The organism is Nonomuraea phyllanthi (genome assembly GCF_006334985.2).
In the GTDB taxonomy this organism is placed as follows: domain Bacteria; phylum Actinomycetota; class Actinomycetes; order Streptosporangiales; family Streptosporangiaceae; genus Nonomuraea; species Nonomuraea phyllanthi.
Genome location: NZ_VDLX02000044.1, coordinates 1 through 25868, shown reverse-complemented (window position 1 = coordinate 25868; position 25868 = coordinate 1). Strand labels below are relative to the sequence as shown.

24 protein-coding genes and 1 pseudogene are annotated in these 25868 nt (G+C 69.1%); 8 read left to right on the top strand and 17 right to left on the bottom strand.

Annotated elements, in window-relative coordinates; genetic code table 11:
- Positions 1–139: 139 nt before the first annotated feature.
- Positions 140–1369, top strand: a pseudogene (locus FH608_RS50795) (IS4 family transposase); the annotation flags it as partial.
- A 16-nt stretch (positions 1370–1385) separates the two neighbouring features.
- Here the strand turns inward: FH608_RS50795 and FH608_RS50790 are convergent.
- The 5 genes from FH608_RS50790 to FH608_RS50770 all read right to left on the bottom strand — a co-directional run bounded on the left by FH608_RS50790 (position 1386) and on the right by FH608_RS50770 (position 4695).
- The gene (locus FH608_RS50790; RefSeq protein WP_139638407.1) at positions 1386–1919 is read right to left on the bottom strand and encodes a hypothetical protein; all 534 of its coding nucleotides are present in this window, start codon (positions 1917–1919) and stop codon (positions 1386–1388) included.
- Positions 1916–2107 carry a hypothetical protein gene (locus FH608_RS50785; RefSeq protein WP_139638406.1) on the bottom strand — a complete coding sequence of 64 codons (192 nt, stop codon included), beginning with the start codon at positions 2105–2107 and terminating at the stop codon, positions 1916–1918. Before FH608_RS50785 ends, FH608_RS50790 begins: the two co-directional genes overlap by 4 nt.
- Before the next feature lie 132 nt (positions 2108–2239).
- On the bottom strand, positions 2240–2470 hold the full coding sequence (locus FH608_RS50780) for a hypothetical protein (protein ID WP_139638405.1): 231 nt from the start codon (positions 2468–2470) through the stop codon (positions 2240–2242).
- 36 nt (positions 2471–2506) lie between these two features.
- Positions 2507–3835, bottom strand: a complete 1329-nt coding sequence (locus FH608_RS50775; RefSeq protein ID WP_226900741.1) for a pentapeptide repeat-containing protein — start codon at positions 3833–3835, stop codon at positions 2507–2509.
- Positions 3836–4257: 422 nt separating this feature from the next.
- A complete protein-coding gene (locus FH608_RS50770) occupies positions 4258–4695 on the bottom strand; it encodes a hypothetical protein (RefSeq protein WP_226900740.1) in 438 nt (145 codons plus the stop codon).
- Between the two features lie 74 nt (positions 4696–4769).
- Between FH608_RS50770 and FH608_RS50765 the strand changes: the two genes are divergently transcribed.
- Together FH608_RS50765 and FH608_RS50760 are read left to right on the top strand one after the other, a co-directional pair.
- Positions 4770–5303, top strand: a complete 534-nt coding sequence (locus FH608_RS50765) for a dihydrofolate reductase family protein (protein WP_139638404.1) — start codon at positions 4770–4772, stop codon at positions 5301–5303.
- Positions 5304–5673: 370 nt separating this feature from the next.
- A complete protein-coding gene (locus FH608_RS50760) occupies positions 5674–6633 on the top strand; it encodes a rubrerythrin family protein (RefSeq protein ID WP_193319111.1) in 960 nt (319 codons plus the stop codon).
- A gap of 169 nt (positions 6634–6802) precedes the next feature.
- Here FH608_RS50760 and FH608_RS50755 read toward each other — a convergent pair whose 3' ends face one another.
- Both FH608_RS50755 and FH608_RS50750 read right to left on the bottom strand, forming a co-directional pair.
- Complete coding sequence (locus FH608_RS50755; RefSeq protein WP_139638403.1) at positions 6803–7372, bottom strand: DoxX family membrane protein; 570 nt, start codon at positions 7370–7372, stop codon at positions 6803–6805.
- A 312-nt stretch (positions 7373–7684) separates the two neighbouring features.
- Complete coding sequence (locus FH608_RS50750) at positions 7685–9022, bottom strand: phosphoribosyltransferase family protein (RefSeq protein ID WP_226900743.1); 1338 nt, start codon at positions 9020–9022, stop codon at positions 7685–7687.
- 628 nt (positions 9023–9650) lie between these two features.
- On the opposite strand from FH608_RS50750, the gene FH608_RS50745 reads away from it, so the two are divergent.
- Positions 9651–10409 (top strand): sigma 54 modulation/S30EA ribosomal C-terminal domain-containing protein, encoded by a 759-nt coding sequence (locus FH608_RS50745; RefSeq protein WP_226900738.1) that lies wholly within the window; start codon positions 9651–9653, stop codon positions 10407–10409.
- 1503 nt (positions 10410–11912) lie between these two features.
- Positions 11913–12752, top strand: a complete 840-nt coding sequence (locus FH608_RS50740; protein ID WP_226900736.1) for a universal stress protein — start codon at positions 11913–11915, stop codon at positions 12750–12752.
- A gap of 379 nt (positions 12753–13131) precedes the next feature.
- Here FH608_RS50740 and FH608_RS50735 read toward each other — a convergent pair whose 3' ends face one another.
- The 10 genes from FH608_RS50735 to FH608_RS50690 all read right to left on the bottom strand — a co-directional run bounded on the left by FH608_RS50735 (position 13132) and on the right by FH608_RS50690 (position 21486).
- Positions 13132–13755 carry a V-type ATP synthase subunit D gene (locus FH608_RS50735; protein WP_139638400.1) on the bottom strand — a complete coding sequence of 208 codons (624 nt, stop codon included), beginning with the start codon at positions 13753–13755 and terminating at the stop codon, positions 13132–13134.
- Entirely contained in the window at positions 13752–15125 is a 1374-nt protein-coding gene (locus tag FH608_RS50730; protein WP_139638399.1) for a V-type ATP synthase subunit B, read from the bottom strand. The genes FH608_RS50735 and FH608_RS50730 overlap by 4 nt, the downstream gene beginning before the upstream one ends.
- The gene (locus tag FH608_RS50725) at positions 15122–16798 is read right to left on the bottom strand and encodes a V-type ATP synthase subunit A (RefSeq protein WP_193319110.1); all 1677 of its coding nucleotides are present in this window, start codon (positions 16796–16798) and stop codon (positions 15122–15124) included. Before FH608_RS50725 ends, FH608_RS50730 begins: the two co-directional genes overlap by 4 nt.
- Positions 16786–17289 (bottom strand): V-type ATP synthase subunit E family protein, encoded by a 504-nt coding sequence (locus FH608_RS50720; RefSeq protein WP_226900742.1) that lies wholly within the window; start codon positions 17287–17289, stop codon positions 16786–16788. The genes FH608_RS50725 and FH608_RS50720 overlap by 13 nt, the downstream gene beginning before the upstream one ends.
- Positions 17290–17294: 5 nt before the next feature.
- Positions 17295–17498: a V-type ATP synthase subunit F gene (locus FH608_RS50715; RefSeq protein WP_226900733.1), complete on the bottom strand. Its 204-nt coding sequence runs from the start codon at positions 17496–17498 to the stop codon at positions 17295–17297.
- A 15-nt stretch (positions 17499–17513) separates the two neighbouring features.
- Positions 17514–17855 carry an ATP synthase subunit C gene (locus tag FH608_RS50710; RefSeq protein ID WP_226900730.1) on the bottom strand — a complete coding sequence of 114 codons (342 nt, stop codon included), beginning with the start codon at positions 17853–17855 and terminating at the stop codon, positions 17514–17516.
- The gene (locus FH608_RS50705) at positions 17840–19132 is read right to left on the bottom strand and encodes a V-type ATPase 116kDa subunit family protein (protein ID WP_139638395.1); all 1293 of its coding nucleotides are present in this window, start codon (positions 19130–19132) and stop codon (positions 17840–17842) included. The genes FH608_RS50710 and FH608_RS50705 overlap by 16 nt, the downstream gene beginning before the upstream one ends.
- Positions 19129–19974: a hypothetical protein gene (locus tag FH608_RS50700; RefSeq protein WP_139638394.1), complete on the bottom strand. Its 846-nt coding sequence runs from the start codon at positions 19972–19974 to the stop codon at positions 19129–19131. The genes FH608_RS50705 and FH608_RS50700 overlap by 4 nt, the downstream gene beginning before the upstream one ends.
- 41 nt (positions 19975–20015) lie before the next feature.
- Positions 20016–20450, bottom strand: a complete 435-nt coding sequence (locus FH608_RS50695) for a hypothetical protein (RefSeq protein WP_139638393.1) — start codon at positions 20448–20450, stop codon at positions 20016–20018.
- A 127-nt stretch (positions 20451–20577) separates the two neighbouring features.
- Entirely contained in the window at positions 20578–21486 is a 909-nt protein-coding gene (locus FH608_RS50690; RefSeq protein WP_139638392.1) for a universal stress protein, read from the bottom strand.
- A 183-nt stretch (positions 21487–21669) separates the two neighbouring features.
- Between FH608_RS50690 and FH608_RS50685 the strand changes: the two genes are divergently transcribed.
- The 3 genes from FH608_RS50685 to FH608_RS50675 form a co-directional block, all read left to right on the top strand.
- Positions 21670–21939: a DUF1876 domain-containing protein gene (locus FH608_RS50685; RefSeq protein WP_139638391.1), complete on the top strand. Its 270-nt coding sequence runs from the start codon at positions 21670–21672 to the stop codon at positions 21937–21939.
- A gap of 277 nt (positions 21940–22216) precedes the next feature.
- The gene (locus FH608_RS50680) at positions 22217–24961 is read left to right on the top strand and encodes a cation-translocating P-type ATPase (RefSeq protein ID WP_226900728.1); all 2745 of its coding nucleotides are present in this window, start codon (positions 22217–22219) and stop codon (positions 24959–24961) included.
- Positions 24962–25060: 99 nt separating this feature from the next.
- Positions 25061–25868 (top strand): NADH-quinone oxidoreductase subunit NuoE family protein (locus tag FH608_RS50675; protein WP_226900727.1); only part of this gene is annotated, 808 nt, incomplete at its 3' end.

Below are 25868 nucleotides of genomic sequence, written 5' to 3'. Positions count from 1 at the left end.
TTCGTCCCCTTCGTGTTGATATGAGCGAATCGAAGGATTACGGAGTGGCCGTCTCTTGTCACATGGATCTCTCCCACACCACAGCATGGGCTAGATCACCCGCACACCATCTCCCTGGACGTGAACGCAGCAGACCGGCCGGGTACAGCGGCGGGTCCGTGACCTTCCCTCTCGTGTGGTCGTCTACCTGGTGCTGGCCGGAGCGTTGTTCCCCGAGCTGGGCTGGCGACAGGTCTGGCAGCGGCTGACCGCGGGGCTGAGCGGCCTGCCGGTCGCCTCTCCGACCGGTGCCGCGCTGGCCCAAGCACGCAAACGCCTCACCGCGGCCCCCCTGCGCTGGCTGTTCGAGCTGTTACGTGGCCCGGCGGCCGGCATCACCATCCCCGGCACCCGCTGGCACGGACTGCTGGTATGCGCGATCGACGGCACCGTCATGAGCGTGCCGGACAGCCCCGCGAACTTGACGGTCTATCCCAAACAGCGTGGCAACCACGGTGGCGCCGGCTACCCAGCGCTGCGCCTGCTGACCCTGCTCGCGTGCGGCACCCGCACCCTGCTGGAGGCGGTCTTCGCCCCCGCCTCGACCGGCGAGACCACCCTGGCACCGCGCCTGCTAGGGCGCCTGCACCGCGACATGATCGTCCTGCTGGATCGCAATTTCGCCGTCAATGCCCTGATCCAGGACATCGCCGCCACCGGCGCCCATGTCCTGGTCCGGGTCAAAAACGGCCGCCGTCTGCCCGTCCTGACCCGCCGGCACGATGGCTCCTACCTGTCCAAGCTGGGAGCCACCCCGGTACGCGTCATCGACGCCGCCATCACCATCACCACCCGCGCAGGCCACCGCACCGGCACCTACCGCCTGGTCACCACTCTCACCGACGCCCATCGCCATCCCGCGGCCGACCTGCTTGCCCTCTACCATCAGCGCTGGGAGATCGAGACCGCCTACTTGGAGATCAAATCCACCATCCTCGGCGGAGGCGTCCTGCGCGCCCGCACACCCCAGGGCGTGGACCAGGAAGTGCACGCCCTGCTGATCACCTATCAACTTCTGCGCCTGGCCATGGCCGACGCCACCGCCTGCCGGCCCGACACCGATCCCGACCGGGCCAGCTTCACCATCGCCCTGAACACCGCCCGCGACCTGGTCATTCAAGCCGCCGCAGTGATTGCAGGCACTGCCATCGACCTGCTGGGCACAATCGGATGCCACATCCTGGCCAACCTCATGCCCGACCGGCGCATCCGCACCCGACCCCGCATCGTCAAACGCGCCATTTCGAAGTACAACGCACGGGGCACCGTCGACCGCACCAGCTACAAAGCCACGATCAGCATCGAAATCCGCACCAGCCCAGAGCCTTGACGAACTGGCCATCACCTTAACTACACGGCATTGCCTCTAGAGCGCGGGCCCGGGCGACGATCTTCCCGATCTGCCAGCGACGGGGCGAAGACAGGGCTATGGCCATGGCTCCGGCGAGCTTCTGAATCTCCACCGCCTGGTCAGTACGCGGCCGCGCGGACATGAGCAGGCCTTGCAGTGCGCTGACATAGCCGACGACGAGATTCAGGAGGGATCCGAGGAAGGTGCCGGCGTGTCGGCTCCCGTCGTCGGCCAGCTGCTGCACCTCGGCTTGGAGCCGGTCGTGCTGCCTATCCTGCTCGACGTAGACGTTGCCACGGACTGTCGAATCTGCACCGTCGGGTATCACGGCGGAGACGATCGCCGCCGCGTAGGTGATGCGGATGGCGGAGGCGAGCAGCTCACGGCGTAAGCGGTGCGCTTCGAGGATCTCCTCCTTACGGGCTTCCAGACGGGGTTTGGCGAGATAGTCCAGCGCCAGGTTGAAGATGATCGCGGCCACGGCTGCGGTGGCGACGGCATCCCAATTGACGGTCGGCAGCATGATCACGCGCTGTTCCCTTCACGGCCTGGCTGCTCCTGGAGATCGCGGTACATCTGCCACACGCTCTCGCTGACCGCAGGCGGCACCAGCTCGCCGTCATGCATGAGGTACCCCAGGCGCTCGCTGGGCTGCATCTCGTCCCAGACGTCGCTCAAGTCCGGGTCACGCTCAGGGGGTGTGGGCTCAAGGGTCACCGGCCCAGGGTGCCTGCCGCTGGTGATCGTCCGCAGAACTTTCCTGGCAGAACCGCACAGCGGCTACAAGCCACGGCACCTCACAGGTCCGGTCTCCTTGACGGCCGGACCCATGGCATCGCATCGCCGCAGTCAGCAGGAGGCGAGCATGTCGATGAGCGCATGCTTCTCACTGACCTGCATGGACAGACCCCAATCATGCTTGACGTAAATCCAGCTCTTGGCGTACTCGCAATGGAAGGACACCAGCGGCGACACGCACTCGGCCGTTGGCACCGGGTCCCAGTCGGCCTTGGCCTGGCTGACGTTGTCGGTTTTACCGAACGGCCTTGATGCCAACATCATGCCGACCTGGCTATTCACGTCACGGACGTGTGCGTGACGTGAGCGTTGGGAACGTCATGCCAACGGCTTCGGGCTCTGCTCGCCTCCGGTCGTGCTGGTGCCCTGCGCGTCGGCCGTCAGGCGCAGCGTCTGCCACCCGTCGGCGCTCCTTTCCGCCCGCCAGCACGAGGGCCACTCCCGCACCACTTCGTCAACCACCGGTGTCAGTCGCACACCGGCCAGCGAGGCCTCCTGCAACCCTTGGGCGCCGTTGAACCAGGCGCCACCAGCAAAGGTGGTCTGGTCGAATCGGACCTCGCCGGAGAAGGTCGTTCCGCCGAACTGGGCGCCGTCGGCGAAGGTGACCTGATCGAACCAAGTCGTGCGGCCGATGAAGGTCGCCTGGTCGAACTCGACGTCGCTGGAGAAGGTTGCCCCGCCGAACCGGACGCTGCCCGTAAAGGTCGCCCCACCGAACCAGGCGGGGTGAACAAATTGCGCATCACCGAACCAGGCGGAGGCAAGGCGACAGTCGCGGAGGTCGAAGTCGATGAGGACCGCGCCGGTGAGGTCGATCCAGATGTCAGGCCAGTGGCGCGGGTTGCCGTCGGGCTGGCGGGAGAGCCATCGGCGGTGTGGGGCCGGGGAGTCCTGGTAGCGGAGGTGAGCGGTCAGGATGTGCTGCGCCGTCCGACGGACCTGGCCTTCCTCGTGCAGATTGCGGCCGCCGCTCGTGTCCGGGCGGGCCGGCCTGCGGGCGCGGGCGGCGCGCTGCGCTGCGCGGATGTCCTCATGCCGGTCCTGCTCGACGGGCGGCGTGTACGGCATCCTCAGATACGAGCAGATCACGTCCACGATGGTCTGCCGCAGCGCCGGAGTGTCCTGGGCGAGACGTTCCAGGGCATGCAGGCCAGCGAGGCGAACCGGGGCTTGGTCGCTGCCGAGCTGGTCGGCGGCCTTCGTGTAAAGCTCGGTCACCCGGCGTTCGGTCGCGTCGTGTGCGGTGTGCGCGGCAGCCAGCTCCTGGTGACGCTGCCGGCGGACGGCCAGGAGCAACGTCACCGCGGCGCCGACGCCCGCACCGGCCGCCAGCGCGGTGCGGACGGCTTCGATCCGCGCAGAGATCTGCTCAGCGGTGGGAACCGTGTCCAGATCTTGCAGCAGCCAGGCACTGACCCCCCAGAGCGCCGCGCCGACCAGCAGCGCCGCAGGAAGAGCCCACCACCACATGGATCGCAGAGGCCGCAGCTCGGGCGGACGCGTGGACTGCTTGGGAGAGCGCCGGAGAAGACCCATGCACCCATTCCAGCCACCCGGCGACGTCGCCGAGGTGAATTGCTCGAATTGCTCAATAACCTTGATGGCGCTGGTGTCGCGTAGAGCGTGCGACGAGCCCGCTGGCACGGCCGACTTCCCCGAACAATATTGCCTAATCGCTTCGCTCGATGGCTCGTCGGATATAGAGCGTGTTGGCAAGGTCTTCGGCGACCAGGTCCGTGCGTTCGTAGCTGCAGACGAAAGTGTTCGATGCCGACTTCATCGAGGTATCCGTCGCGGGAGGGCGCGACGAAGGTCTCGTAGCCACAGACTGGGCAGTCTTCAAGGGTGGTGATGTCCACGTCTCCGGGCGCCGGGGCGAATCGGTCTCGCCACTCGTCGACGTCAGCGCGCCGTTGAGCCTCCTCTTCTCCCAGCGCTTCGAGATAGCGCGCAGCGCGCGCTTGTTCGGCATCGTCGTTCGCGCTGACGTGGGTCGGTGGTGCCCAACACGCGAATGCGCCTGCCGGCGTGCTCGATGACGGCCAGGATGTACTGGCGTTGCCCGTTCAAGGTGACGGTCTCGATGAAATCGCAGGCGAGCAGAGCGTGGGCTCGGGAGCGCAGGAAGTCGGCCCATGTGATGGATGCCCGCTGGGGTGCTGGATCAATGCCTTCTTGCGGCGCCCACGTCGGCTCGGCCGGCAGGTACGGGCGTGACGACGTCGCATCAGGTCGCGGTGCCGGCGCAGGACGGTGTCCGGACGGACGACAGGCCGCAGCCGGCGCAGAACCTCACGCGGCAGTGAGGTCAGGAGCGCGGCGAGAAAGGCCCGGTCCTCGGGTGCGAATGTCACCCTGGTGTCGGCGCCGAGTTGGCGTTGGAGGACGGTGATCTGGTGGCGCAGAGCAAGTATCTCCACGTCCTTGTCCCGATCGCTCAGCGGCAGCAACCCCAGCGCGGCGAACGTGTTCGCGACGGTGAGGTAGGCCAGGCGAAGGAGCACGACTGATCACCCTGCCGCACGCGTTCCCGTCCCCCGGGGGGCCCTGAGTTCGCGCCGCCACGCGAAGGCCTCACATGGTCATGACCTCGGCGGATGTAATTTTCGGCAGGCGCAGAGGCCGCCCCGCCGACCCGGAACTCGTTGTGGTCACCGCCCGCGCTGCCCTGCCTGTCGAGCACCCCGCCCTCCAGGCGGGCGCCCTCGTCCTCACCACCACCGCCGTGGCGAGGGAACTTCGCGGGAACCTCCCGGCGAGTTGCACGGTCCTGGCCGCTGGGTCCGGCCCCCGGCTGTCGATGTGCGAGGTACTGGATGCCGTCCATGCCCGCGGACACCGCGTGCTGCTCACCGAAGGCGGTCCCTATGTGGTAGGGCAGCTCATGGCAGGCGGCCTGCAGGACGAGCTGTTCCTGACGATCGCCCCGATTCCCCCCGGCCGCATCGACACGCCCCGCCCCGGTCTGATAGCCGGGCAGGAATTCCTGCCCGCACGACGCCACCCGGCGCACCTGGTCAGCGTCAGACGGCACGAGTCGTACCTGTTCCTGCGCTACCGGTTCCACCGCTCGATCACCAACGAGGACAGCGATACCCACCCGCACGCGTGACCCGCCCGGTGAACCGCGGTATTGGGCCCAGGCCGCGCCGGTAGCCCGGCGATCTCGGCGCCTCGGCGCAGGACGTCGCGGAGCATGGCCCGGTGATCGCCAACCGATCGTCCGTCGGGCCAAAGGTCGGGCACTGGCCGGGCCCAGTACTGCCGGCCGGATCTCCAGCGCCAAATCTCGCTTTACGTATTTATATTGCTATAAAATGCTATCAAGGGGTTTTTTGTGGCGTTGAGCCGCGTCCGTTTCGACGTATTCCACCGGGCTTTGTAAAGCATTGCGAAGCTTTGTCCAGATCTGCGTTACCGACCATCCCGTACGGCAAGCCCATTCATGACGGCTATCCATTCACCCGTCGGGAGGTCAGGACATGATCCCCATCTCAGCACGCGCACTGATCACCGGTGTCTTCGCGATCGCCCTGAGCGCGCAGGCGGGCGGAGCGCTGGCATCCTCCGCCGCCTCGGCGGAGGAGACCCCCGCCAAGGCGGCGGACGCGCCTAGCCCTCAGACGAGGAAGGACCTGGAGGAGTCCATGCGCGGCGAAGCGTTCGCCAACGCCTCCTACCTGCTCTATGCGACGCAGGCCCAGCAAGAGGGCCACCAGTCGGTGGCTCGACTGTTCGAGCGCACCGCCGGCGTGGAACTGGGCGAGCACTTCAAGGAAGAGGCCGCCCTCAGCGGGCTGGTGGGCGACGACGCCGCGAACGTGCGCGACACGATATCCGGCGAGAAGTACGAGTCCCAGACGATGTATCCCCGGTTCGCACAGCAGGCCGAGGCCGACGGGGACACCCAAGCAGCCGACCGCTTCTCCGAGGTCGCCCAAGACGAGGGGAAGCACGCACGAGCGTTCGGCGCCGCGCTGAAGGCCGTCGAGTCGGGCCAGGGGACCATCCCGGAACCGCCGCAGGTCAAGGCAGCACAGGTCCGGCAGGGGAAGGCCGAGGTCCGCGCCAGTCGAACCAGGGCCAACCTGGACGAGGCCATGCATGGCGAGGCGCTCGCACACGCCAAGTACCAGCTCTACGCCGAACATGCCAAGGATCCGGCCCTGGCCGACCTGTTCCGCGGTACCGGCGAGGTGGAACTGCGCGAGCACTTCACCGAGGAGGCCGAACTGGCCGGGCTCGTCGGGACGACGAAGGACAACCTGACCTCGGCCATCGCCGGCGAGCGGTACGAATCCCAGACCATGTACCCCACCTTCGCCAAGCGCGCCAAGGCGGCGGGCGACATCGAAGCGGCCACCCGCTTCGCCCACAACGCCGAGGACGAGGCCGGCCACGCCCGCAGCTTCCAGAACGCGCTGGACCAGTTGCAGCGCTGAGCAATCCCAGGGGCCCCATCCATCCGTCCTGACTGGGTGCTCCAGGCTCTGGGGACGATGGGCCGCACGTCCGAACCCCGGCGTCGGCGCCGGGGTTCGACCCTGCCGGAACCTATGCCTGCGCCACCGATGCCACGGGCGGCGCGCCTGGCCCGTGCACGGCAGCGGTTCACTTCAGGACGGGACAGCGTCGTACGAGGGCGGTCCGCTCCCACCACCGGCCCAGTCCGAGGGTGTCGCCCGCGCGGACCAGCGCCAGTCCAATGAGGAGGATCGCGTAGATCAGGCGGTAGTCCATGAACACGTTGTTCTCCGGCGGCAGCACCGCGCTCCACATCATCACCAGCAGCACCGTGCCCGCGACCGCCGCGATCCGCATGCCGATGCCCAGCATCAGCGCGACGCCAGCCGCCGCCAGGCCGATCATGAACAGCCAGTCGGCCCAGACCGCGCCGGCCATACCTTGGTAGGCGCTCGCGAGCGGGCCCTTGGTCGCGCTCTTCAGAAAGCCCTCTGTCGGACTCCCGCCATTGATCCACGCTTTCGCTGCTGGAGTCTCGTGCCCCAACCCGAAAGCCTTGTCCAGGAACGCCCAGACGAACACCCAGCCCAGCGATAGGCGGGCGATCGCCCACACGACCCGTGCGGCGGGCGACTCGACCAGCGGCGCGGGCCGGGCATTGTGCGGCGGCCCGCCCGTCCCATGCCCCAGGTGAGGTTTGCCAGTGGAGGAAGACATCCTTCTTTCACCCTTTTCCGAATTGTCTCGCCACCGGTGGAACCGGAAGCCCCTTGCGTCCATGGCGCAAAAGAGATCACAACGGCAAGGCCGTGTTCATCACCCTCACCTGTTTCGGCGATTACCAATTGACACGACTTGTAAACGCGAACGGTCTCGTACCGATCCGGATGCGCGGGCTAGACGGCCAATGCCGTTTGATTTGCAGTTGCTCAGGAGGTGGCCGATGGTGTGGGCCAGAGTGTGACGGTCGGTGGTTCTGTCCAGGGCCTCGGCATGGCCCGGCGCTGGCGGAGACTGCGCCGGAAGCTCTCATCCCACGCGCGTCCTGTTGAAATGGTCGGCGAACCAGTTTCGTGCCAGGTCGGCGACGGTTTCCAGGGCCCCTGGCTCTTCAAACAGGTACGTGGCATCTGGGATGATCTCGAGCCGGTTCTCACAGGTCAACCGCTCTTGTGCTGCCTGATTGAGATCGAGCACCAGTTCGTCGCGGTCACCCACGATCAGCAGCGTCGCCGCACGCACCGCCGCCAGCCGCGCTCCAGCCAGATCTGGCCGTCCGCCTCGTGAGACGACAGCGGCCACCGTGTTGCCCGGCTCCGCCGCGGCCCACAGCGCGGCCGCCGCCCCGGTGCCGGCTCCGAAATAGCCGACCGGTAGTACCGCGGCCCAAGGCTGATCCCCGAGCCGGTTCGTCACCTGCGCGAGCCTTCCGGCCAGCAACTCGATGTCGAACACGTTGCCGCGGTCGTACTCCTCCTCGACCGTGAGCAGGTCGAAGAGCAAGGTACCCAAACCCGCACGGTTGAGCACCGAGGCCACGTACCGGTTACGCGGACTGTGCCGGCTGCTGCCGCTGCCGTGCACGAAGACCACCACCCCCGCGGCCCCCTCCGGAATGACGAGTTGCCCCGTCAGCCGGACAGGACCGGCATCCACCGTCACCTCATCGACAGGCTCCGGCGAATCAGATTTCACCGCGCGCTCTTTCGCGGGCACTGCGCCCTCGGCGCATGGCGATGCGGCCCACTGCAGCAGCTCGACCACCCGTTCGTCGGCAGCCTGGGTGAAATCGACATACCAGGTGCCAATGCCCCAAAGAACGGTAGGTGTCTCCAAACAGATCACCTCGTCGACGTCCTCACGCAGACCCGCGATCGTGTCCGGCGTTCCGACAGGGACCGCCAAGATCACTCGCGCAGCCTCACGGGCACGAGCCACACGGCAGGCGGCTCGAGCAGTGCTGCCCGTGGCGATCCCGTCGTCCACGACGATGACCGTACGGCCCGCAAGATCGACCGATGCGCGGTCCCCACGGAAACGGCGAACACGGCGCAGCACTTCGGCCCGCTCGCGCTCCTCCACCGCGGCCATCTCCTCGCGCGTCACATCCGCCAACCGGACGACATCCGCATTGATCACACGTACGCCACCCTCTCCGACGGCACCGAATCCCAGCTCGGGCTGGAACGGCACCCCCAGCTTGCGGACCACGATCACATCCAGCGGCGCACCCAACGCCTGGGCCACCTCGAAGGCCACAGATACACCCCCTCGGGGCAGCCCGAGGACGACCACATCCTCATCGGTGACGAGTCCAGCCAGACGCTGGCCCAGCCGAACACCCGCATCATGACGATCAACGAACATCACGCCTCACACCTCCCCAAGCCCTCCGCAGCGGTGAAGGGACCCCTAACACCACCATCCGCGGGTAGGAGACTGCGGAGGTAGGGCCTAAGGTCCTTCTCATGAACCCGCGCTGAGGCGCCGCCCGCCGTACGGCTGTTCGCACGCGTCGGCCCAGACGCGGAACGGGCGATCCTCGACTGCAGACCTGAATACGGGAGACCTCCGGGCACCGGAGCGGTCCTCGTCGATGGGGACCATGGACCTGTCACCGAAGGACGTAAGCCCCTGTGATGCAAACGCCGACCCTGGCAAGGGTAGGAAAGAAGAGCGTTTCCTGGGAGATGGTCCCGATGTCTCAACCCAAGCCCGATGCGGTTCCCGCAACCGAGGAGACACATCCGCTGCAGCTCGAACGGAACCTTGTCAAGGTTCGGGTCCGCAAAGCCGAGAAGCAGATCCAAGCGTCGGCCGAAGCCACTCTCGCTCTAGCGCACAGCCAGACCGATGGAGCCCGGGCAAGTGCACCCCAAGCGGGCCGCGCGACTCGCCCACGAACTGCTGCCTGCTGTCGGCTTCATCAGAAGGGACGTGACACGGCATGAGGAATCGACACGCCTCCATAACGCTTGACCCCCGCGAGGTGCAGGTGGAAACACGCGGCGCCATTCCGCCCGGCGCGGTCGACAATGCCCGCGAGATGGTGGCGGCAGCGGCATCGTTCGCCCACGAGCCAGTGCTCTTTGCCCGGGTCAAGCTCAGCGCCACGGCCGATCCAGTCGTGTTCTGTCCGTGCACCGCACAGGCGAACATCAACGTCAGCGGGCAGTTCGTCCGCGCCCAGGCGGTCGGCGAGTCCATGGACCAAGCCATCCGGCTGCTCGGCGACCGGCTCCGGGTCCGGCTGCGCCATGCCGGCACGGATCGCGAGAACCTGCGTGGGCGACGCCCGGAGGACGTCGACCATGAGTGGCGGCGCTCCAGTCCTCACCGTCGCCCGCTACCCTACGCTCCCCGGATGGGAGGAGAACGCGAGATCGTCCGGCACAAGGCCTACGAGCTGACTTCAGCTACACCCGATGAGGCGGCCTTCGACATGGAACAGTTCGACTACGACTTCTACCTGTTCACCGAGGCGGAGACCGGCCAGGACAGCGTCATCTACCACAGCCGGGACGGTTACCGGCTCGCGCAGCTCGCTCCCATGCCCCACAAACTCGGCCCGGTATCGATCCCGCTCACGGTCAGCGCTGTTCCAGCACCCGTCCTCTCCGTCAGCGAAGCGGTCGAGCATCTGGAAACCACCGGTATGCCGTTCGTCTTCTTCGCCGACGCCAACACTGGGCGGGGCAGCATCGCCTACCACCGTTACGGCGGCCACTACGGCCTCATCATACCCAGCAGGTGATCAGCGGGTCTCCTCGACGCTGGTCACGCCTGCTGTCGGAAGGTCTGTCGGCTACGGAGATCGGCCACCAAATCTCTACAGCGCACTTCGATGCAGAAGCAGCCGGAGCCTTCCAAAGGTCGCCCCGCTACCTGGCCACGCCGGCCGATCCTTCTGTGAGTTTGATCAGACCTGCTGAGGGTCCTTCTGTGAGTTTGATCAGACCTGCTGAGGGTGATTCGATCACCAAGTCTCCCGCTTGGAGGAGATGCCCCGCGAGGAGTCGATTCTCTGACGTGCGCCCTCATGGCCGAGAACGCCGCGTTGCGTGAGCGGGTGGTCAAGCCGGAGCGGTTGATCTCGCGCACCAGCGGCAACTCCGGGATGCCGCCCTCGGTCGATGACCTGCCCGGCCGGATAAGCAGCCCGGCACCGAGGGCAGGGCGCTTGGCCTAGTCGGATGAGGTCGCCCTCGCGGACGTCGTCGAGCACTTCCCGCAGGGCGTCTGTGAGTGTGGGGCCGATCTTGGCCAAGCCGCAGACCTGGGCGTAAGGGTCCGGCACCAACACGCCGAGAGCCCGCTGGTGGTGGCCCGGCGTTGCAGCACCACCTGCACTCGGTACCCTGCCGGTGCGAGCGGGTGCACACCGCGCCGCGACCGGCGGGCATGCCTCCGGCGCCGGTCAGTCTCGGGGTCAATCTGCAGGCCTGGCGTATGCAGCCGGGCCACGCATTCGGATGCTGCTCACGCTGGCATATGTCGTGTACTGCGATGAGACGCCGATCCGGGTGGGCCGAAGAAGGCCTGACAGTACTTGCTGGTGGCCTGCAATAAGCTGCTGACCTGGTACATGCTCGGCGGACGCGACCTGGGCACCTTCAAACGTTTCGTGCCAGCCGACCGGGCCGGGGATCGGGGCGGTAGGCGATTACTGAACCGATTCGGGATCTGCCGTCGAGACGGCAGATCCGCAGGGCCATGTCGCGCTGGTGGCAGACGGATCATCTGGACGCCGGACGCCGACGCCGACCCCGTTGTCCAGGACTTCGTCCGCTCCTGCTTGGAAAGCGCACCCTCTGATCCAGGTGCGTGACCGCGGGTGACCGGACTACCCGCAAGTGCCTTCTTCTCACCGCCTCGCCGGATCACCAGGGCGTGCAAGACCCACTGGCGGCGGTGGGGCGCCGGACACGACTGACCGTAGATGTGCGCCAAACCTGCAACGGGCCGCTGGACGCGATCCGCCGTCATTGGCTTGGCCGAGGTGGCGCTCCCGATGCCACTGTTCAGACCAACATCCTTAGAAGTATCGCAGGTCGTGCCTCCCCGCCACGCCTCCGCTGCGCACGTTTGGTGTGGTCAGAGGCCGCAGGGCCCGTTTCTGCCGCAACCCGCCGGAGGCGCTCGCCTGGCGTGATTCGCCTCGACATCGGGCAAAAGATCTGGCCAGGGAATGTGAAAGGTTCAAGATCTGACAATCGTGTCCCGCCATACTGCGCTGCGATCTGCCAAGAGTGACTATGTGAACGAGACACTGGGCGTGGTCATCGGCTATGACGGCTCCGACCACTCGATGCAGGCCCTGGACTGGGCAATGGATGAGGCCGAGCTGCGGAAGCTGCCGCTCACCGTCTGCCACTCCTGGCAGTGGCCGTATGGTGACGGGGATCAGGACGGCCGTGACTCTCTGCGCCGCGCGGCCGAGCACGTGCTGTGGCACGGCGCCGACTGCGCACGGGCCAGTTCCGCCGGCTTGCACGTGCGTACCGACCTGTACGAGGGCTCGACGACCATGCGCTTGGAGGAACTGTCAGCCGACGCCGGACTGCTCGTGGTCGGCTCCCGCGGACTAGGTGCGATGGCCCGGGCGATCATCGGGTCTGTGGCGGCGCATACGGCGGCTCACGCGCGATGCCCGGTCATCGTCGTCCGCGGCCGAGGCGCTTTGCCGCGCAGGTCCCGCCCGGGGCCGATCGTGGCGGGTCTGGCGAACGACGACAAGTCTGACGCGGTGCTCGGATTCGCGTTCACGGAAGCGGCCATGCGCGGCCTCCCGCTGCTTGTCGTGCACGCCTGGCAGCAGCCGCCGGTGGCCTGGGGAGGGATGACGTTCCCGGCTCTGGATCCGCTGGCTGTTCAACATGCGGCCGAGAACTGGTTGGCGCAGGTCCTCATGCCGTGGAGGGAGAAGCAGCCCAAGGTCACCATCAAGGCGCGTACGCCGGAGTCAGGTGCTGCCCAGGCGCTCACCGCGGTCTCCGACGCGACCCTGGTGGTCGTCGGCAGCCCGCACGGACGGTTCGGCTCGGTGACGGCGGCCATGCTGCGGCATGCACCCTGCCCGGTCGCGATCGTCCGCTAGAAAGCCGTACACACGCGCGCGACCATGGGCCCAGCGATTGCGCCCTTCCAGAGGGCCGATGTCGTGGCTGGAACCAGTCATATCCGCCGGATCTGACCGATGCCGATGGGGCGGTGCTGGAGGGCGAGGCCAGTGCATCACGCCCGGGGCAGTTCCGGTCAGGACCGATCGTTCCGCGCTGCCAGGGCCCTCTGTCCTCTGTCGCGACCCGCTCGCCACGGCAGGCGCGCGGTAGGCCGCTCACGGACCGTAACCGACCCCGCCGGGATCGACCGGCTGGCCACGCTGCCCTTGCCGGCTGGGCCCCTGGCAGCGATGGCGACTACATCGTGGTCGACATGGAGGAGGTGCCCGGCCGCCATATCACCGACGTTCGCATTCAGCCGCTCGGTGGCTGTGCTCTGGATCCGATGATGCGGCGCGCGCGGTCGATGTCTGCTCGCTCCATCTCGTCCAGCGACAGCTCGACGGCGGCCAGGGCCTTCTCCAGCCGAGGCAGGAGGTGATCTTTGAGGGCGCGGATCCTGCGGTCGGTCGAGGCTGCCTCGGCCGCCATGATCCGTGCGGCCTCCGTGGCGATCGCGTGTTCCAGCCCGGCACGCAGAGCGGCGCGGTAGGCCTGCGTGGCGGGAACGAGAGCGGTGGTGACCGGGAGTGGGGCCGCCGCGCCGGGTTCGGGAAGGGTGCAGGAGACCCGAACCGGATAGCTCGTTCCCACGGCATCGGCCCAGTACACGCGCACGTCGGTGATGAGGTCCCCGGCGGCCAGGCGCACGGCGCGCTGGCCACCGAGCCGGGTCACGCGGAGCAGCCACTCGTCGGCGGCCCGGCACGCTGAAGTCCACTCCGCCTGGGTCCGTGCCAGGTTCTGGGTGAGCCGGTCGTGTTCCCGCCGCAGTATCCGTAGCTTTCTGTCGAGCACGTCGAGCCCGTGGCGAACCGTGCTCAGGCGGCGGCGGAGCCACAGGCGTCCGGCCCGGCCGGGTGGGATCCGCAGTCTCATGTTCGCCCCTGGTATCCCGCGTCGAGTGCTTCCTCGCTGAGCATCGACAGGTCGCGTCGTGGCAGTGTCGAGAGCACGTGCCAGGCCCGCTCGAAGGTCTCCTCCAGGGTGCGGGCCTCGTCGGGCCTCTGGGCCAGCAGGTGCGTCCGGAAGGCCTCCGCCATGGTCAGGTAGCGGCGGTCGGCCGGGCTCAGCGCGCTCTCCCCCACCAGTTCGGCGAGTTCGCCGGCCTGACGGGCGCGGGACAGGCCGGCCTGGATCTGCGCAGCCAGGTCCAGATGCTCGGGCCTGGTCCTTCCCGCGCCGACTCCCGCGCGCATCATGCGGGACAGGGAGGAGAGCGGGTCGATGTGCGGGTACGGGACGGCCTCGCGAGTCAGCAGGATCTGGCCTTCTGTGATGTATCCGGTGAGGTCGGGTACGGGGTGGGTGATGTCGCCGGCGGGCATGCTCAGCACGGGCAGCACGGTGACGGATCCGGCTCTCCCCCGTATCCGCCCGCACCGCTCGTAGATGGAGGCCAGGTCGCTGTAGAGGTAACCGGGATAGGCTCGGCGGGCCGGGATCTCGCCACGGGCGGCCGACACCTCGCGCAGCGCCTCGCAGTAGCTCGTCATGTCGGCCAGCACGACGAGCACGTGTCGCCGCAGGGCGAACGCCAGATGCTCGGCGACGGTGAGCGCGATCCGTGGGGTGAGCAGCCGCTCGATGACGGGGTCGCAGGCGAGGTTGAGCAGCAGCGTCAGCTCCGCGGCCGACGAGCGCCGTTCCAGGATGTCGCGTACCGTCGCCGCGTCGGCGTGGGTCAGTCCCATGGCGGCGAAGATGACGCTGAACGGCGTGCCACCGGCGTGGGCCTGGGCGGCCACCTGTGCGGCGAGGCCCAGGTGGGGAAGGCCGCCTTCGGCGAAGATGGCCATCTTCTGGCCGCGGACCAGGGTGGTCAGCGCATCGATGGCGGACACCCCGGTGATCACGGGCTCGGCAGGGGGCTCGCGCAGGGTGGGGTTCATCGGGAAACCGGCCACCGCGGCGCTTTCGTCGCCGAAGATCGGTGGACCGCCGTCGATCGGTCGGCCGCGCCCGTTACAGACGCGTCCCTGCCATCCGGTTCCCACGGGGATGCGGAGCGGGCTTCCGGTGAAGGTGACCCGTGTCGCCTCCGCCCTGACCCCTCCGGTGCCCTCGAGGACCTGGACGACGGCGAGGTCGTGGTCGACGTCGAGGACGAGGCCGTGCCTGCGCTCGCCGGACTCCAGCACGATCGTGGCGTACTCGTCCCAGCCGGCGTCCCGGACTCCCTGGACCACCATGAGCGGCCCGCGCAGCTCTGCCACGCCGGTGTACTCGACAGGAGCCCAAGCCGTCACCGCAGCGTCTCCAGCTCGTTCAGCACAGTGTCGCGTCGCGCCGCGATCTCTTCTTCCGGCGCCTCCTTGGCCCGCAGGACGGGTGAGAAGTCGCGATCCTCGATCGAGGCGACGGGCACGCCCTGCTCGACCAGCTCCTGGCAACGCGTGAGAACCATCAGCAGCGCGTCTGCGATGAGAACGGTCCGTTCAGGCCGGCAGTACGCGTCCAGCGGGCTCAGCGCGCTCTGCTGGAGGAAGCCCTCCCGCAGCAGGCGCCCCGCCAGCAGGCCGACGCGTTCACGGGCAGGCAGGGATCCCGCACCGACCAGCTCGGCCAGTGCGGTCAACCGGTCGGCCTCGGCCAGCAGCCGGCCCACACGCGCGCACCGGGCCGCGTCCTCGGGAGCGCCTGCCGTCAACGCACCGGCGTCACGCGAGAACGACTCGCGCCAGGAGATCGCCGGATAGTGCCTGGCGTAGGCGAGGTCACGGTCCAGGGCCCACAACGTGCGCACGAACCGCTCCGTCTGAGCCGTGACGGGCTCGGTCAGATCTCCACCAGGAGGTGAGACGGCTCCGATGATCGTCACTGATCCGGTGGCACCCCCCAGCGTGGTCACCCGTCCGGCTCGCTCGTAGAAGGCGGCGAGCGCGGAGGCGAGATCCGCGGGGTAACCCTCCTCGGCCGGGATGGCCGCGCTGCGGGAGGCGAATTCCCTGCGCGCCTCGGCCCAGCGGGAGGTCGAGTCCGCGATGACCACCGCGGCGTAGCCCATGTCGCGGAAGTGCTCTGCGACCGTGGCCCCGGTGTAGATGCCGGCCTCGCGCGCCATCATCGGCATGTTGGAGGTGTTGGCGATGACAACGGTCCGTTCCGAGAGCCGCCCGCCGGTACGCGGGTCCGTCAGCTCGGCCAGTTCGGCGACGACATCCGCCATCTCGTTGCCGCGCTCCCCGCAGCCGATGTAGACCACCACGTCGGCGTCGCACCATTTGGCGATCTGCTGGAGCAGCACGGTCTTCCCCGTGCCGAAACCGCCGGGCACGGCCGCGGTGCCCCCGAGACACACCGGCAGCAGCAGGTCGACGACCCGCTGCCCCGTGGTCAGCGGCACCAACTCCTCCAGCCGCGACGCGTACGGCAGGGCGCTGCGCACGGGCCGGCGGCGGGACAGCCGCACCTCGGTCCCCCCGACGACCGCGACGGCGTCGTCGTGACCGTAGCGGCCCGCCTGCCGGATGGCGGTGACCTCGCCGGCCGGCGACAGGACCAGGTACGCCAGCGAGCCCGCGTCGTCGACGCGCCCGATGGCCGTGCCCGCCGCCACCTTTCGCCCCTGCTCGACCAGCGGCGTGAACCGCCAGGTGCGGCCGGTGGACGTGAGCGCGGGCGCGGCCGGATCCAGCCAGGGACCGGCGCGGGTGAGGGGCCTGAGCAGACCGTCGTACACCCCGCCCAGCAGGTGCGGGCCCAGCAGGGCCGAGACGGGGATTCCGCCGCGGTCGGCCCTGTCGCCTGGCGCCAGTCCCCCGGTGTACTCGTATGCCTGCACTGTGGCGCGGCCGCCTCGCAGCGTGACGATCTCACCCGGCAGCTTGTTGGGGCCGAGCAGGATCAGTTCGAACATGGCCGCGCCGGCGAGGTCCTCGACTTCCACCAGAGGGCCGTTGACCCGGGTCACGATGCCCACAGCCGCTCCACCTCCGCTCCGAGCGCGTCCACGGCTCGCCTGGCCAGTGCGTCGAGCGTGCAGTCGACACGCCGTCCTTGACCCTCCGCGACCACGCCACCGCCGGGATGCTCGGTCACGACCATGCCTGCTCCCCCGGCGTCGCGTGCCAGCGCGCTCAGCCGGTCCAGCAGCCGGGGGTAGCAAGGATCGTCGCGCAGCGTCCTGACCGCGGCCACCGCCCGCGTCAGTAGGTGGTCCAGCGCCTCCCGCCGGGCGGCGAGCTCGATGCCGCGGGCGCGGCGTTCGGCGTGAGATCGTTCGGTGACCGCATCCGCCTCGGCTTGGGCGGCACCGGCGGCGCGGGCGTCGGCGAGGAGGGTACGGGCCTCCTGCCGGGCGGCGGCGACCAGTGCGGCGGCCTCTTCCTCGGCTCGGGCCATGATCTCCCGGGTGTCGTTCTCAGCCTGCCTGGACAGGGCTTCGGCCACTGGCGCCAGGGCGTCTCGCATGGCCGTCACGGCGTCATCACCACCGTCAGCCTTTCTCCCGCCTTCTCGCTGAGGGCCTCGGCGGCCTGCGGGGTGAGGATCACCACGGCCACGTCGTCGCCGAGCCGGGCCCACGCCGCACGAGCGGCATCGGAGGTGTCGGCAGGGAGGACGACGGCTCCGGCGAGCCGGTAACCCACCACGCGGACGGTCTCACCGATCACGGCCACGGTCGCCATGGCCGGTCAGGCCCGTCCGATGAGGATGATGCCGATGACGAGCCCGTAGATGGCGATCCCTTCCGCCAGTCCGACGATGACGATGGCGCGCCCGAACAGCTCGGGTCGCTCGCTCATCGCGGCGAGCGCCGCCGCCCCGGTGTAGGCGACCGCGATGCCCGCCCCGATCGCCGAGCCGGCGACCGCGATGGCGGCGCCGAGCAGGGCCGCCCAGTTGCCGCCGGCCACGCCGGGCGTCGCCGTTCCCTGAGCGGGGCTCGCGACCACCGCGCAGACGAGCAGGGCGACCGCGGCGAGCGCGATGAGCGCGTTGAACGCGTGCAGTCCTCGTCTCAGCCAGACGGGCATGGAGCGGCCTCCTTGGGCGTCGGCGGCAGGTGCCATGGGCGGAAAGGCCGTCCCTCGGCTTGGAAGACCCTGGAGAACAGCTCGTAGTACTCCAGACGCAGCGCCTGGACGCCGGCCACGAGCCCCTCGATCGTCAGCGCGAGCGCGTTGCCCAGGAGGAACACTGCCGCCGCGGCGACCGGGGTGGCGGGCCACAGCCCGATGGCGGCAGTCCAGACGATCGAGCCGATGGCGGCGTGGGTGAGGCCGAAGGCGGCCAGCCGGGCGAAGGAGGCGACGTTGGCGCCCAGCCGCACGACCGCGTCGAAGAGCTGGATCACCGCCTGGGCGATACCGCTCGCGCCGCGCCCCGCTTCGGCGTAGAAGCCGGCGAATGCCAGGGTCAGACCCACCGCCGCGACCACAATGCCGGTTACGAGCGGCCAGCCGAGCCGTGCGTACCACCCGAGCAGGGCCAGTCCCAGGCCGAAGAACAGCGCCGAGCCCGCGACCCCTGCCGGGGAGTAGAGGGTGGCCGGCCAGCCGCCTTCCCTCCACCGGTTCACGATGCCCAGCAGGTAGGCGGCAGCGAGCAGCAGCGCGCCGCCAGCGAGAGCGGCGGCAAGGAGGGTGATCGGGTCGGCCAGCGGCCGCAGCCAGAGCACGGGGACGATGCCCGTCGGGCCGAAGAACTCGCCGTAGAGCAGGCCGAACAGCATGCTCGCCAGCCCCGCGCCGACGGCGAACGGCCACGCCCGGTGGAAGCGGGACAACCATCGCGGACGCTTGCGGTACAGCCCGGCCGCCGCGACGAGCAGCAGCAGCCCGTGCCCGACGTCGCCGAACATCATGCCGAACATCAGCATGTAGGCGCCGACGGCGAGCGGTGTCGGGTCGATGTCGGCGTACGGCGTCGTCCCGTAGGTGGTGACGAGCGGGGCCAGATTGCCGCGCAACCCCTCCGAGCGCAGCAGGGACGGGGCCTCCTTGCCGCGCGGGCGGGCGAGCGGCACCACGGCCCCGCCCTCGGGTGCGACCTGACCCGCCAGTTGCGGTACGACCCTGGCGGGCATCCAGCCGGCGAGCGCCGCCACCTCACCGCGGACGACGGCGGCCTTCGAGACCGCCTGCAGCGGCGCGTCAGGCGGCGTGGACAGCTCCACGACTCCCGCCTCCCCCACGATCCTCAGTACGTCCTGCAGCGAGCGAGCGGGGGCGACGATCGCCACCCGCTCCATGCGGACCGGCCAGAGCGCCTCCCGCCAGGTCGTCCGGCCATACGGCCGCGTCGCTGTCATGACCGCGCGGCCAGTTCCAGGGCGGCGCGCACCCGCCGGGCATCCGCCGCCAGGACGGCCACCGCTCCAATGACGGGGCCCGCCGCGAAGCCCGCGCCGGCCAGCAGTTCGCGTCCCTCGTCTTCCACGCGCTGCCACCAGCGCTCCTCACCGCGCCACAGCTCGCGCGGATCCTCGATCTCGTCGAGTGCCCAGCGGGCCGCCGCGGGAAGCCGCTCGGCCATCTCGCGTAGTGAGAGCGCGTCGAGCGGGCCGTCCCCGAGGAGTACGCGGCCGCGCATGCGTGAGCGTTCGGCCAGAGCGCCGCCTTCTGCCAGGCGCGTCCCGGCGAGGAGCAGGGCTGTCGCTCCCAGTGCCCAGGTCCTGGCCTGCGGGATGGTTTCGACGACCCGACCGGCCCAGGCCAGGCGCATGCTCAATTGGATCTCGCGACGGCCTGCACCACCTGGTTCTCCCCATGGGGAAGCGGCCAGCGCGGCCTGGATCTCCGTAAAGGATCCGCACCGCCGCAGCCGTTGCCAGGTGGTGCCCAGCGACCCCAGGGAGAACTCGGGCTCCGCCACCCCTCCAGCGAGCCGGCACATCAGCTCGTCGGTGTTGGCGAGCTCGAACCAGCGGGCCAGCACGCGGACCATCTGCGCGCCCTCCCGGGGCAGCCAGCCGGCCAGAACACGCAGGTGCCACAGCAACGTGGCCAGGACCGCCCACTGCGCCTCCGCCAGGCTCTGCCCGCGTCGCACATCGTGCCCGTACGGCGTGTCACCCAGTAGCGTCACCGCCTCGCGTACGGACCCGCATGTCGCGATGCGCCGCGCACCCGCCGTGCCCACCCTGCGCCGCACGAGAGCCCTCGCACGTGTCGCCCCTGCCACCCATGAAGCGGTCATGGCCGGTCGTCGGCCAAGGACCTGACCATGTCGGTCACCCGGGCCACCATGTCCGGCATCCGAGCGGCCGAGCGCGCGCGGACACCTTCGGCGACCGCCGCGGCCTCCCGCAGGAGCTCCGCAACCGCCTGATCGTCGCGCTGCCTGGCAAGAGCCGCTGACCGTGCGCGCTCCTCCTCCGCCTCGGCACGGGCCGAGGCGACGATGGCCGCGGCCTGATCGTGCGCGCGCTCCCGCACCTGGTCTGCCGTCTGCTGGGCGCGTCGTCGCTCGTTCGCGCATGCGGCCTGGACATCCGCGAGAGCGAAGAGGACCGGCGTCAGTTCGTCGGCTTGACCGGCCGCGTCATCGCCAGGGACGCCTGCGGGAGCCGCCGCGCCGGGCACGCCGGAGGGACGGAATCGTGCCAGAAAATCGCCCAACCGGGCCATCGCTAACCTCCCGCGTCGCATTCCTTTGAGTAATGCCCCTGATAAAGCCAGAAGTCAGTCAGCGCACGGCCGAATATCTGCCAGGCTCCGGGACGTTCGGTCGTCGGCGGGACAGCGAACCGGTAGATCAGGTCCGCGGCGGCGTCACTGCGACAGGACACACGGCCTCCGCCAGCGCGGTCTGGGTGACCCGCCCCAGCAGAACGCTGGGTGTCGAGCCCACACCGCGGCTACCGAGGACCAGGAGCGTCGCCTCCTGTGCCGCGTCGATCACGGTGCGTTCAGGGCGTCCGGCGATGAACTCCGACATGACCGGCACAGCCGGATAGCGGCAGGTCAGCTGTGAGACCGCATTCCGGAAGGAGGCTTCCGCGTTGGCCCGCAGGGCCCTGCGATCCACGAACGGAAGGCCGTCCTGGCCGGACAGGTCGCCGGCATCCTCCCAGCAGCACACGACGGTCACCGGCGCCGCACGCAGCCGCGCCTCTTCGAAGGCGAACTCCAGGGCCCGCTGTCCAGCGGGAGAACCGTCAACGCCCACCACGATCCGCGGCCTGCCCTCCCCGGCCGGCACACCGTCGGGACCCACGACGATGACGGGTTCGACGCTGTGGGCAGGTACCTGCACGGCCGCCGATCCCACCCGCAACTCCTCGAACCCGCCCTGGCCGCGGGATCCGAGCACCCCCAGCTCGGCATTGCGTACGGCCTGAAGAAGGACCGCCGAGGCCACGCCCTTCGCCAGCAGCGACCGGACATTGACGGTCGGCGCCAGTTCCCGCGCACGGTGCGTGCCCCCTTCCACCACGGCGGTGGCCGTGGCCTCCAACCGGGCAAGAACCTCCTTGTCGACGGGACGCCGGGTATAGGGCCAGTGCCAGGCGTGGCACACCACCAGAGGAAGACCCCGCAGACGAGCTTCCTCCGCCGCCCAGCGCAGTGCCTGCTCGCTGCCGGGGGATTCGTCATACCCGACGACAACCGGCCGCTCCCCCGCTCTGGCCGCACCAGCCTCTGTTCCGAACCCCGCCGACATGCTGAACGCCTTTCCCGCCGGCGACGTACAAGACCCGGCAGACGACCAAACCTCGGGCAAGGATTGACGTGCTGGACGAAGTCAGGCGTCGGGTCCTTGGTCCAGCCGGATCACGGACTTTCGACCCTGCCCGGCGCCGCGCGGTGCCGATGGGATGGGTAAGAGCGGAAGGAGGCCGTGATCATGAAAGCCAAGCAGTGGACCGTGCAGGTCTACATCAGCGAGGACGGCGACGACACCTGCGCGCGAGCCGTCCTGACCACCAGGGACGGCACAATGACGGCCGGCACCGGTCGTGCGCGCCGTAACCCTGCGGATCCGTCGGTGCCCGAGATCGGGGACGAGCTGGCGGTTTCACGAGCACTCGCGGACTTGGCCGGGAGGCTCGCGGTGGTCACGCAACGAGACATCACTGAGGTCGCGAGCTCCCCGACCCAGCACCGCTCATGGTGAGTCAGAACCGAACGGGAGTGGATCACGAGCCGATGGGTGTGGTTGTCTTCAGCAAAAGAGCGCGGGATTGGGAGTGGGCGAACCGGCAATACTACAGGGCGCGATAGTGCAGCACTGTACGTAATCGAGGTGGGAAGCGGTGCGCCAGACGATCACCGTGGATTCAGCCGCTGGTTGGGCAGCGGGCGGCAGGTCACACGGCTGCTCGCCGTCGTCCGATTCGTAGCCCCGAGCGCCCATGAGGAGCCGGCATCAGGCATGGGTCCAGCCCTCCGGAGTGAATCCGGAGGAGGCGGCCGAGCTGCTCCTGCGCGATCTGCGCAGTTCGCGGCGCGGGCTGTCGAGCGCGGAGGCGCGGCGACGGCTGGTGCAGTACGGCCGCAACGAGCTGCGAAGGCGAGGCACGCGGCGCTGGCCGGGTGAGCTGGGCCGTCAGTTCACTCATCCGCTGGCCCTGCTGCTGTGGGTCGCGGCGGCCCTGCTGCTGATCGTCGGCTCGCTGGTCGTCGCGGCCGCGGTCATGCTGATCATCGTGCTGAATGCCGCCTTCGCGTTCGTGCAGGAGATCCAGGCCGAGCGAGCGGTGGAAGCACTCGCGCAGTACATTCCGCAGCGCGCCAAAGCGGTACGCGACGGTTCCGCCCAGGAGATCGACGCGGCCGAACTGGTACCTGGCGACATCGTCGTCCTCGAAGAAGGCGATCGGGTCGCGGCCGATGTGAGGCTGCTTGCAGGCGCCATCGAAGTGGACATGTCGGCGCTGACAGGAGAGTCCGTCCCCACGTTGCGATCGGCGTCCATCCTTGACGTCGACGTGCCCGTGCTGCGGGCGCACGAGCTGGTCTTCAGCGGCACCAACTGCACCGGTGGCGAGGCGCACGGCGTCGTCTTCGCCACCGGGATGACCACCGAGCTGGGGCGCATCGCGGCCCTGTCCGAGCGTGTCAAGCCGGCGCCGAGCCCGCTGGAACGGCAGGTCAGGAGGGTTGCGTGGTTCATCGCCGGAGTGTCGCTGGTGCTGGCGCTCGCCTTCATCCCCGCGGCCGTGTTCGGCGCCCATCTCTCCCCGGTCGATTCACTCGTCTTCGCCGCCGGCTTGCTCGCCGGAATGGTCCCGGAGGGTCTGCTGCCGGTCATCACGCTGGCGCTCGCGGTCGCCGTGAAGGCTCTCGCGGCCCGTGGCGCGCTGGTCAAGCGGCTGAGCGCGGTGGAGACCCTCGGGTCGACGGACGTCATCTGCACCGACAAGACAGGCACGCTCACCGAGAACCGCATGCGCCCGCTGGCCGTGTGGACCCTGGCAGGCCGCTGCGATCTTCAAGGTGTGCCACCAGGTTCCGTAAACGCACCGCCCGGCTCACCGCTGAGCTCGGCGGGGCACATCGCCGCGGCATGCAACAACGCGCACTTTCAGTCAGGCAAGGAACCGAGTGGCGACCCGACCGAGGTGGCCGTGCTGCTGGCGGCACAGGCGCTGGGAGCCGACCCGGACGCGGCCAGGCGAGAGGCAGCGCGCCGCTGGCAGTTCCACTTCAATCCGGAACTCAAGCTGATGTCGACCATCGACCAGCGCGACGGCAGGCTCGTCGTGCACACGAAAGGAGCCCCGGAAACACTGTTGCCACGCTGCGCGACCTTCCTCGACCCGCACGGCCGCGTGACACCCCTCCAAGATCGCGATCACGACGTCATCACCGCGCAGGTCAGCGCATTCGCCTCCGGCGGGCTTCGCGTTCTCGCCCTGGCCGAACGCGTCCTCCCGGCGGACGCGCCACCACCACACCGGCGGGATGACGCCGAGAGCAACCTGTGCTTCGTCGGCCTGGTCGCCATGCTGGACCCACCCCGTCCAGAGGTGGCGGATGCCGTCTCCCGCTGCCGAACCGCCGGAATCCGCATCATCGTGATCACCGGCGACCATCCGCTGACCGCGACCGCCATCGCCCAGCGCATCGGCATCGTCGGCGACCATCCCAGGGTCATCACCGGCGAAGAACTCGATCAGCTGACCGAGCAGCAGATCAGCGACCTGGTTCGGGACGAACCCGAGATCCTCTTCGCCCGGGCATCGCCGGAGGCGAAACTGCACGTCGCCGATGCCCTGCGCGACCAAGGGCATGTCGTGGCGATGACGGGCGACGGCGTCAACGACGCCCCGGCCCTGCACCGCGCTGACATCGGCGTCGCCATGGGGCGGTCGGGAACGGACGTCGCCAGGGAAGCCGCCACCATGGTGCTCACCGATGACAACTTCGCCTCGCTCGTGGCGGCCGTGGAGGCAGGACGCCGCATCTATGACAACGTCCGCAAGTTCATCGTGTACATCTTCGCGCACGCCACGCCTGAGGTTGCCCCGTTCCTCGTCTTCGCGCTGGGCGGAGGCCTGGTGCCCCTGCCCCTGACCATCCTCCAGATCCTCGCCTTCGACGTCGGCAGCGAGACGATGCCGGCCCTCGCCCTCAGCCGCGAGCCTGCCGAACCCGGCCTCATGACACGCCCTCCACGGCCCCGGACGGAGGGAGTCATCCGCCGCTCGATGCTGCTGCGATCGTGGCTCTTCCTCGGAGTCATCGTCGGCGCCCTTCAGCTGGCCGGATTCTTCTACGTGCTCGTCCGAGCGGGCTGGCACCCCGGCGCTCCAACCGGCGTTGGGGATCCCCTGCACCATGCCTACCAGCAGGCGACCACGATGACCTTTCTCGGCATGATCGCCGGGCAGATCGGCACGGCTTTCGCCGTGCGTACCGAGCATGCCTCGCTGCGCTCCGTCGGCGTCTTCTCCAACCGTTACCTGCTCGCAGGCATCGCGGGCGAGCTCGCCCTCGCGGCGCTCCTCGTCTACTTGCCCCCGTTCCAGGCCCTGCTGGGGACCGCTGCCTTGCCTGTGAGCGATCTGCTTCTGTTGCTGCCTTACCCGTTCATCGTCTGGGGCGCCGACGAGTCACGCCGCTACCTGATCCGACGTCGGGCCCGCCGCAGAGGGGCGCCGGAGGTAGGTACGACGAGGCGAAGGGTCACGTAGCCATCGCGCTACAAGTCTTGTCGGCCCGCACCCCGACACCTGCAGCACGGAGGACATAAGTGCGTGTCCGATAACAGGGAATCGGGCATGAAGAAACTCGTGGAGCAGCACGCGTTCGATGCGTTTCGCGCCCTGGCTGGGCGACGCGGGCAGCCAGGTGCGCGCCTGATCGAGGCTCTTGCGGAGGCCGCCTCGGAGCAGGCGGAGGGTCCGGAGGGCTGGGCGCCGGAGGTGGCCAGGCGGTTCGGGTTGCCCGCGGCGGCAGGGTTGGGTCCTGCCACCTTCTTCGCGGATCTGGCCGTTCCGCATGGGCAGCGACACGTGCGGGTCTGCGGCGCGACGGCGTGCTTCGCGGCGCAGGGGGGCCGGCATCTGCCCGCCATCGAAGACGCCCTCGGTGTCACGGCCGACGGCGACCTCAATGGTGAGTCTGATGTCTCTTTGCAGAGCGTCCGCTGCCTGGGCTACTGCTATGCCGGGCCCGCGTGCCTGGATGGCGAGATTCCCTGTGTCGGCCCGGACGTCGCCGCCCAGGTGGCCGGGCGTGTGCGGCCGAGTGCTCCGCCGATCCCGGCGGCCGATGCCACCGGGGAACCGGTCGTGCTGGCCGGGATCGTGGCGGGTGAGGCGCCGTGGCGGACCTGGACGGAGACCGTCGGCCGGCACTCGCCGGAGCAGGTCCGGTCCGAAGTCGCCGCCTCCGGACTGCGCGGCCGGGGCGGCGCGGGGTTTCCGGTGGCGGCCAAGTGGACGGCGGCGGGCGGCTCGCCGGAGACCGTGGTGATCGCCAACGGCGACGAGGGCGACCCCGGCTCGTACGCCGACCGGCTGCTGATGGAGGTCGATCCGGCACGGGTGCTGGAGGGCCTGGCGCTGGCCTGCTTCGCCTGCGGGGCACGTCGTGGCC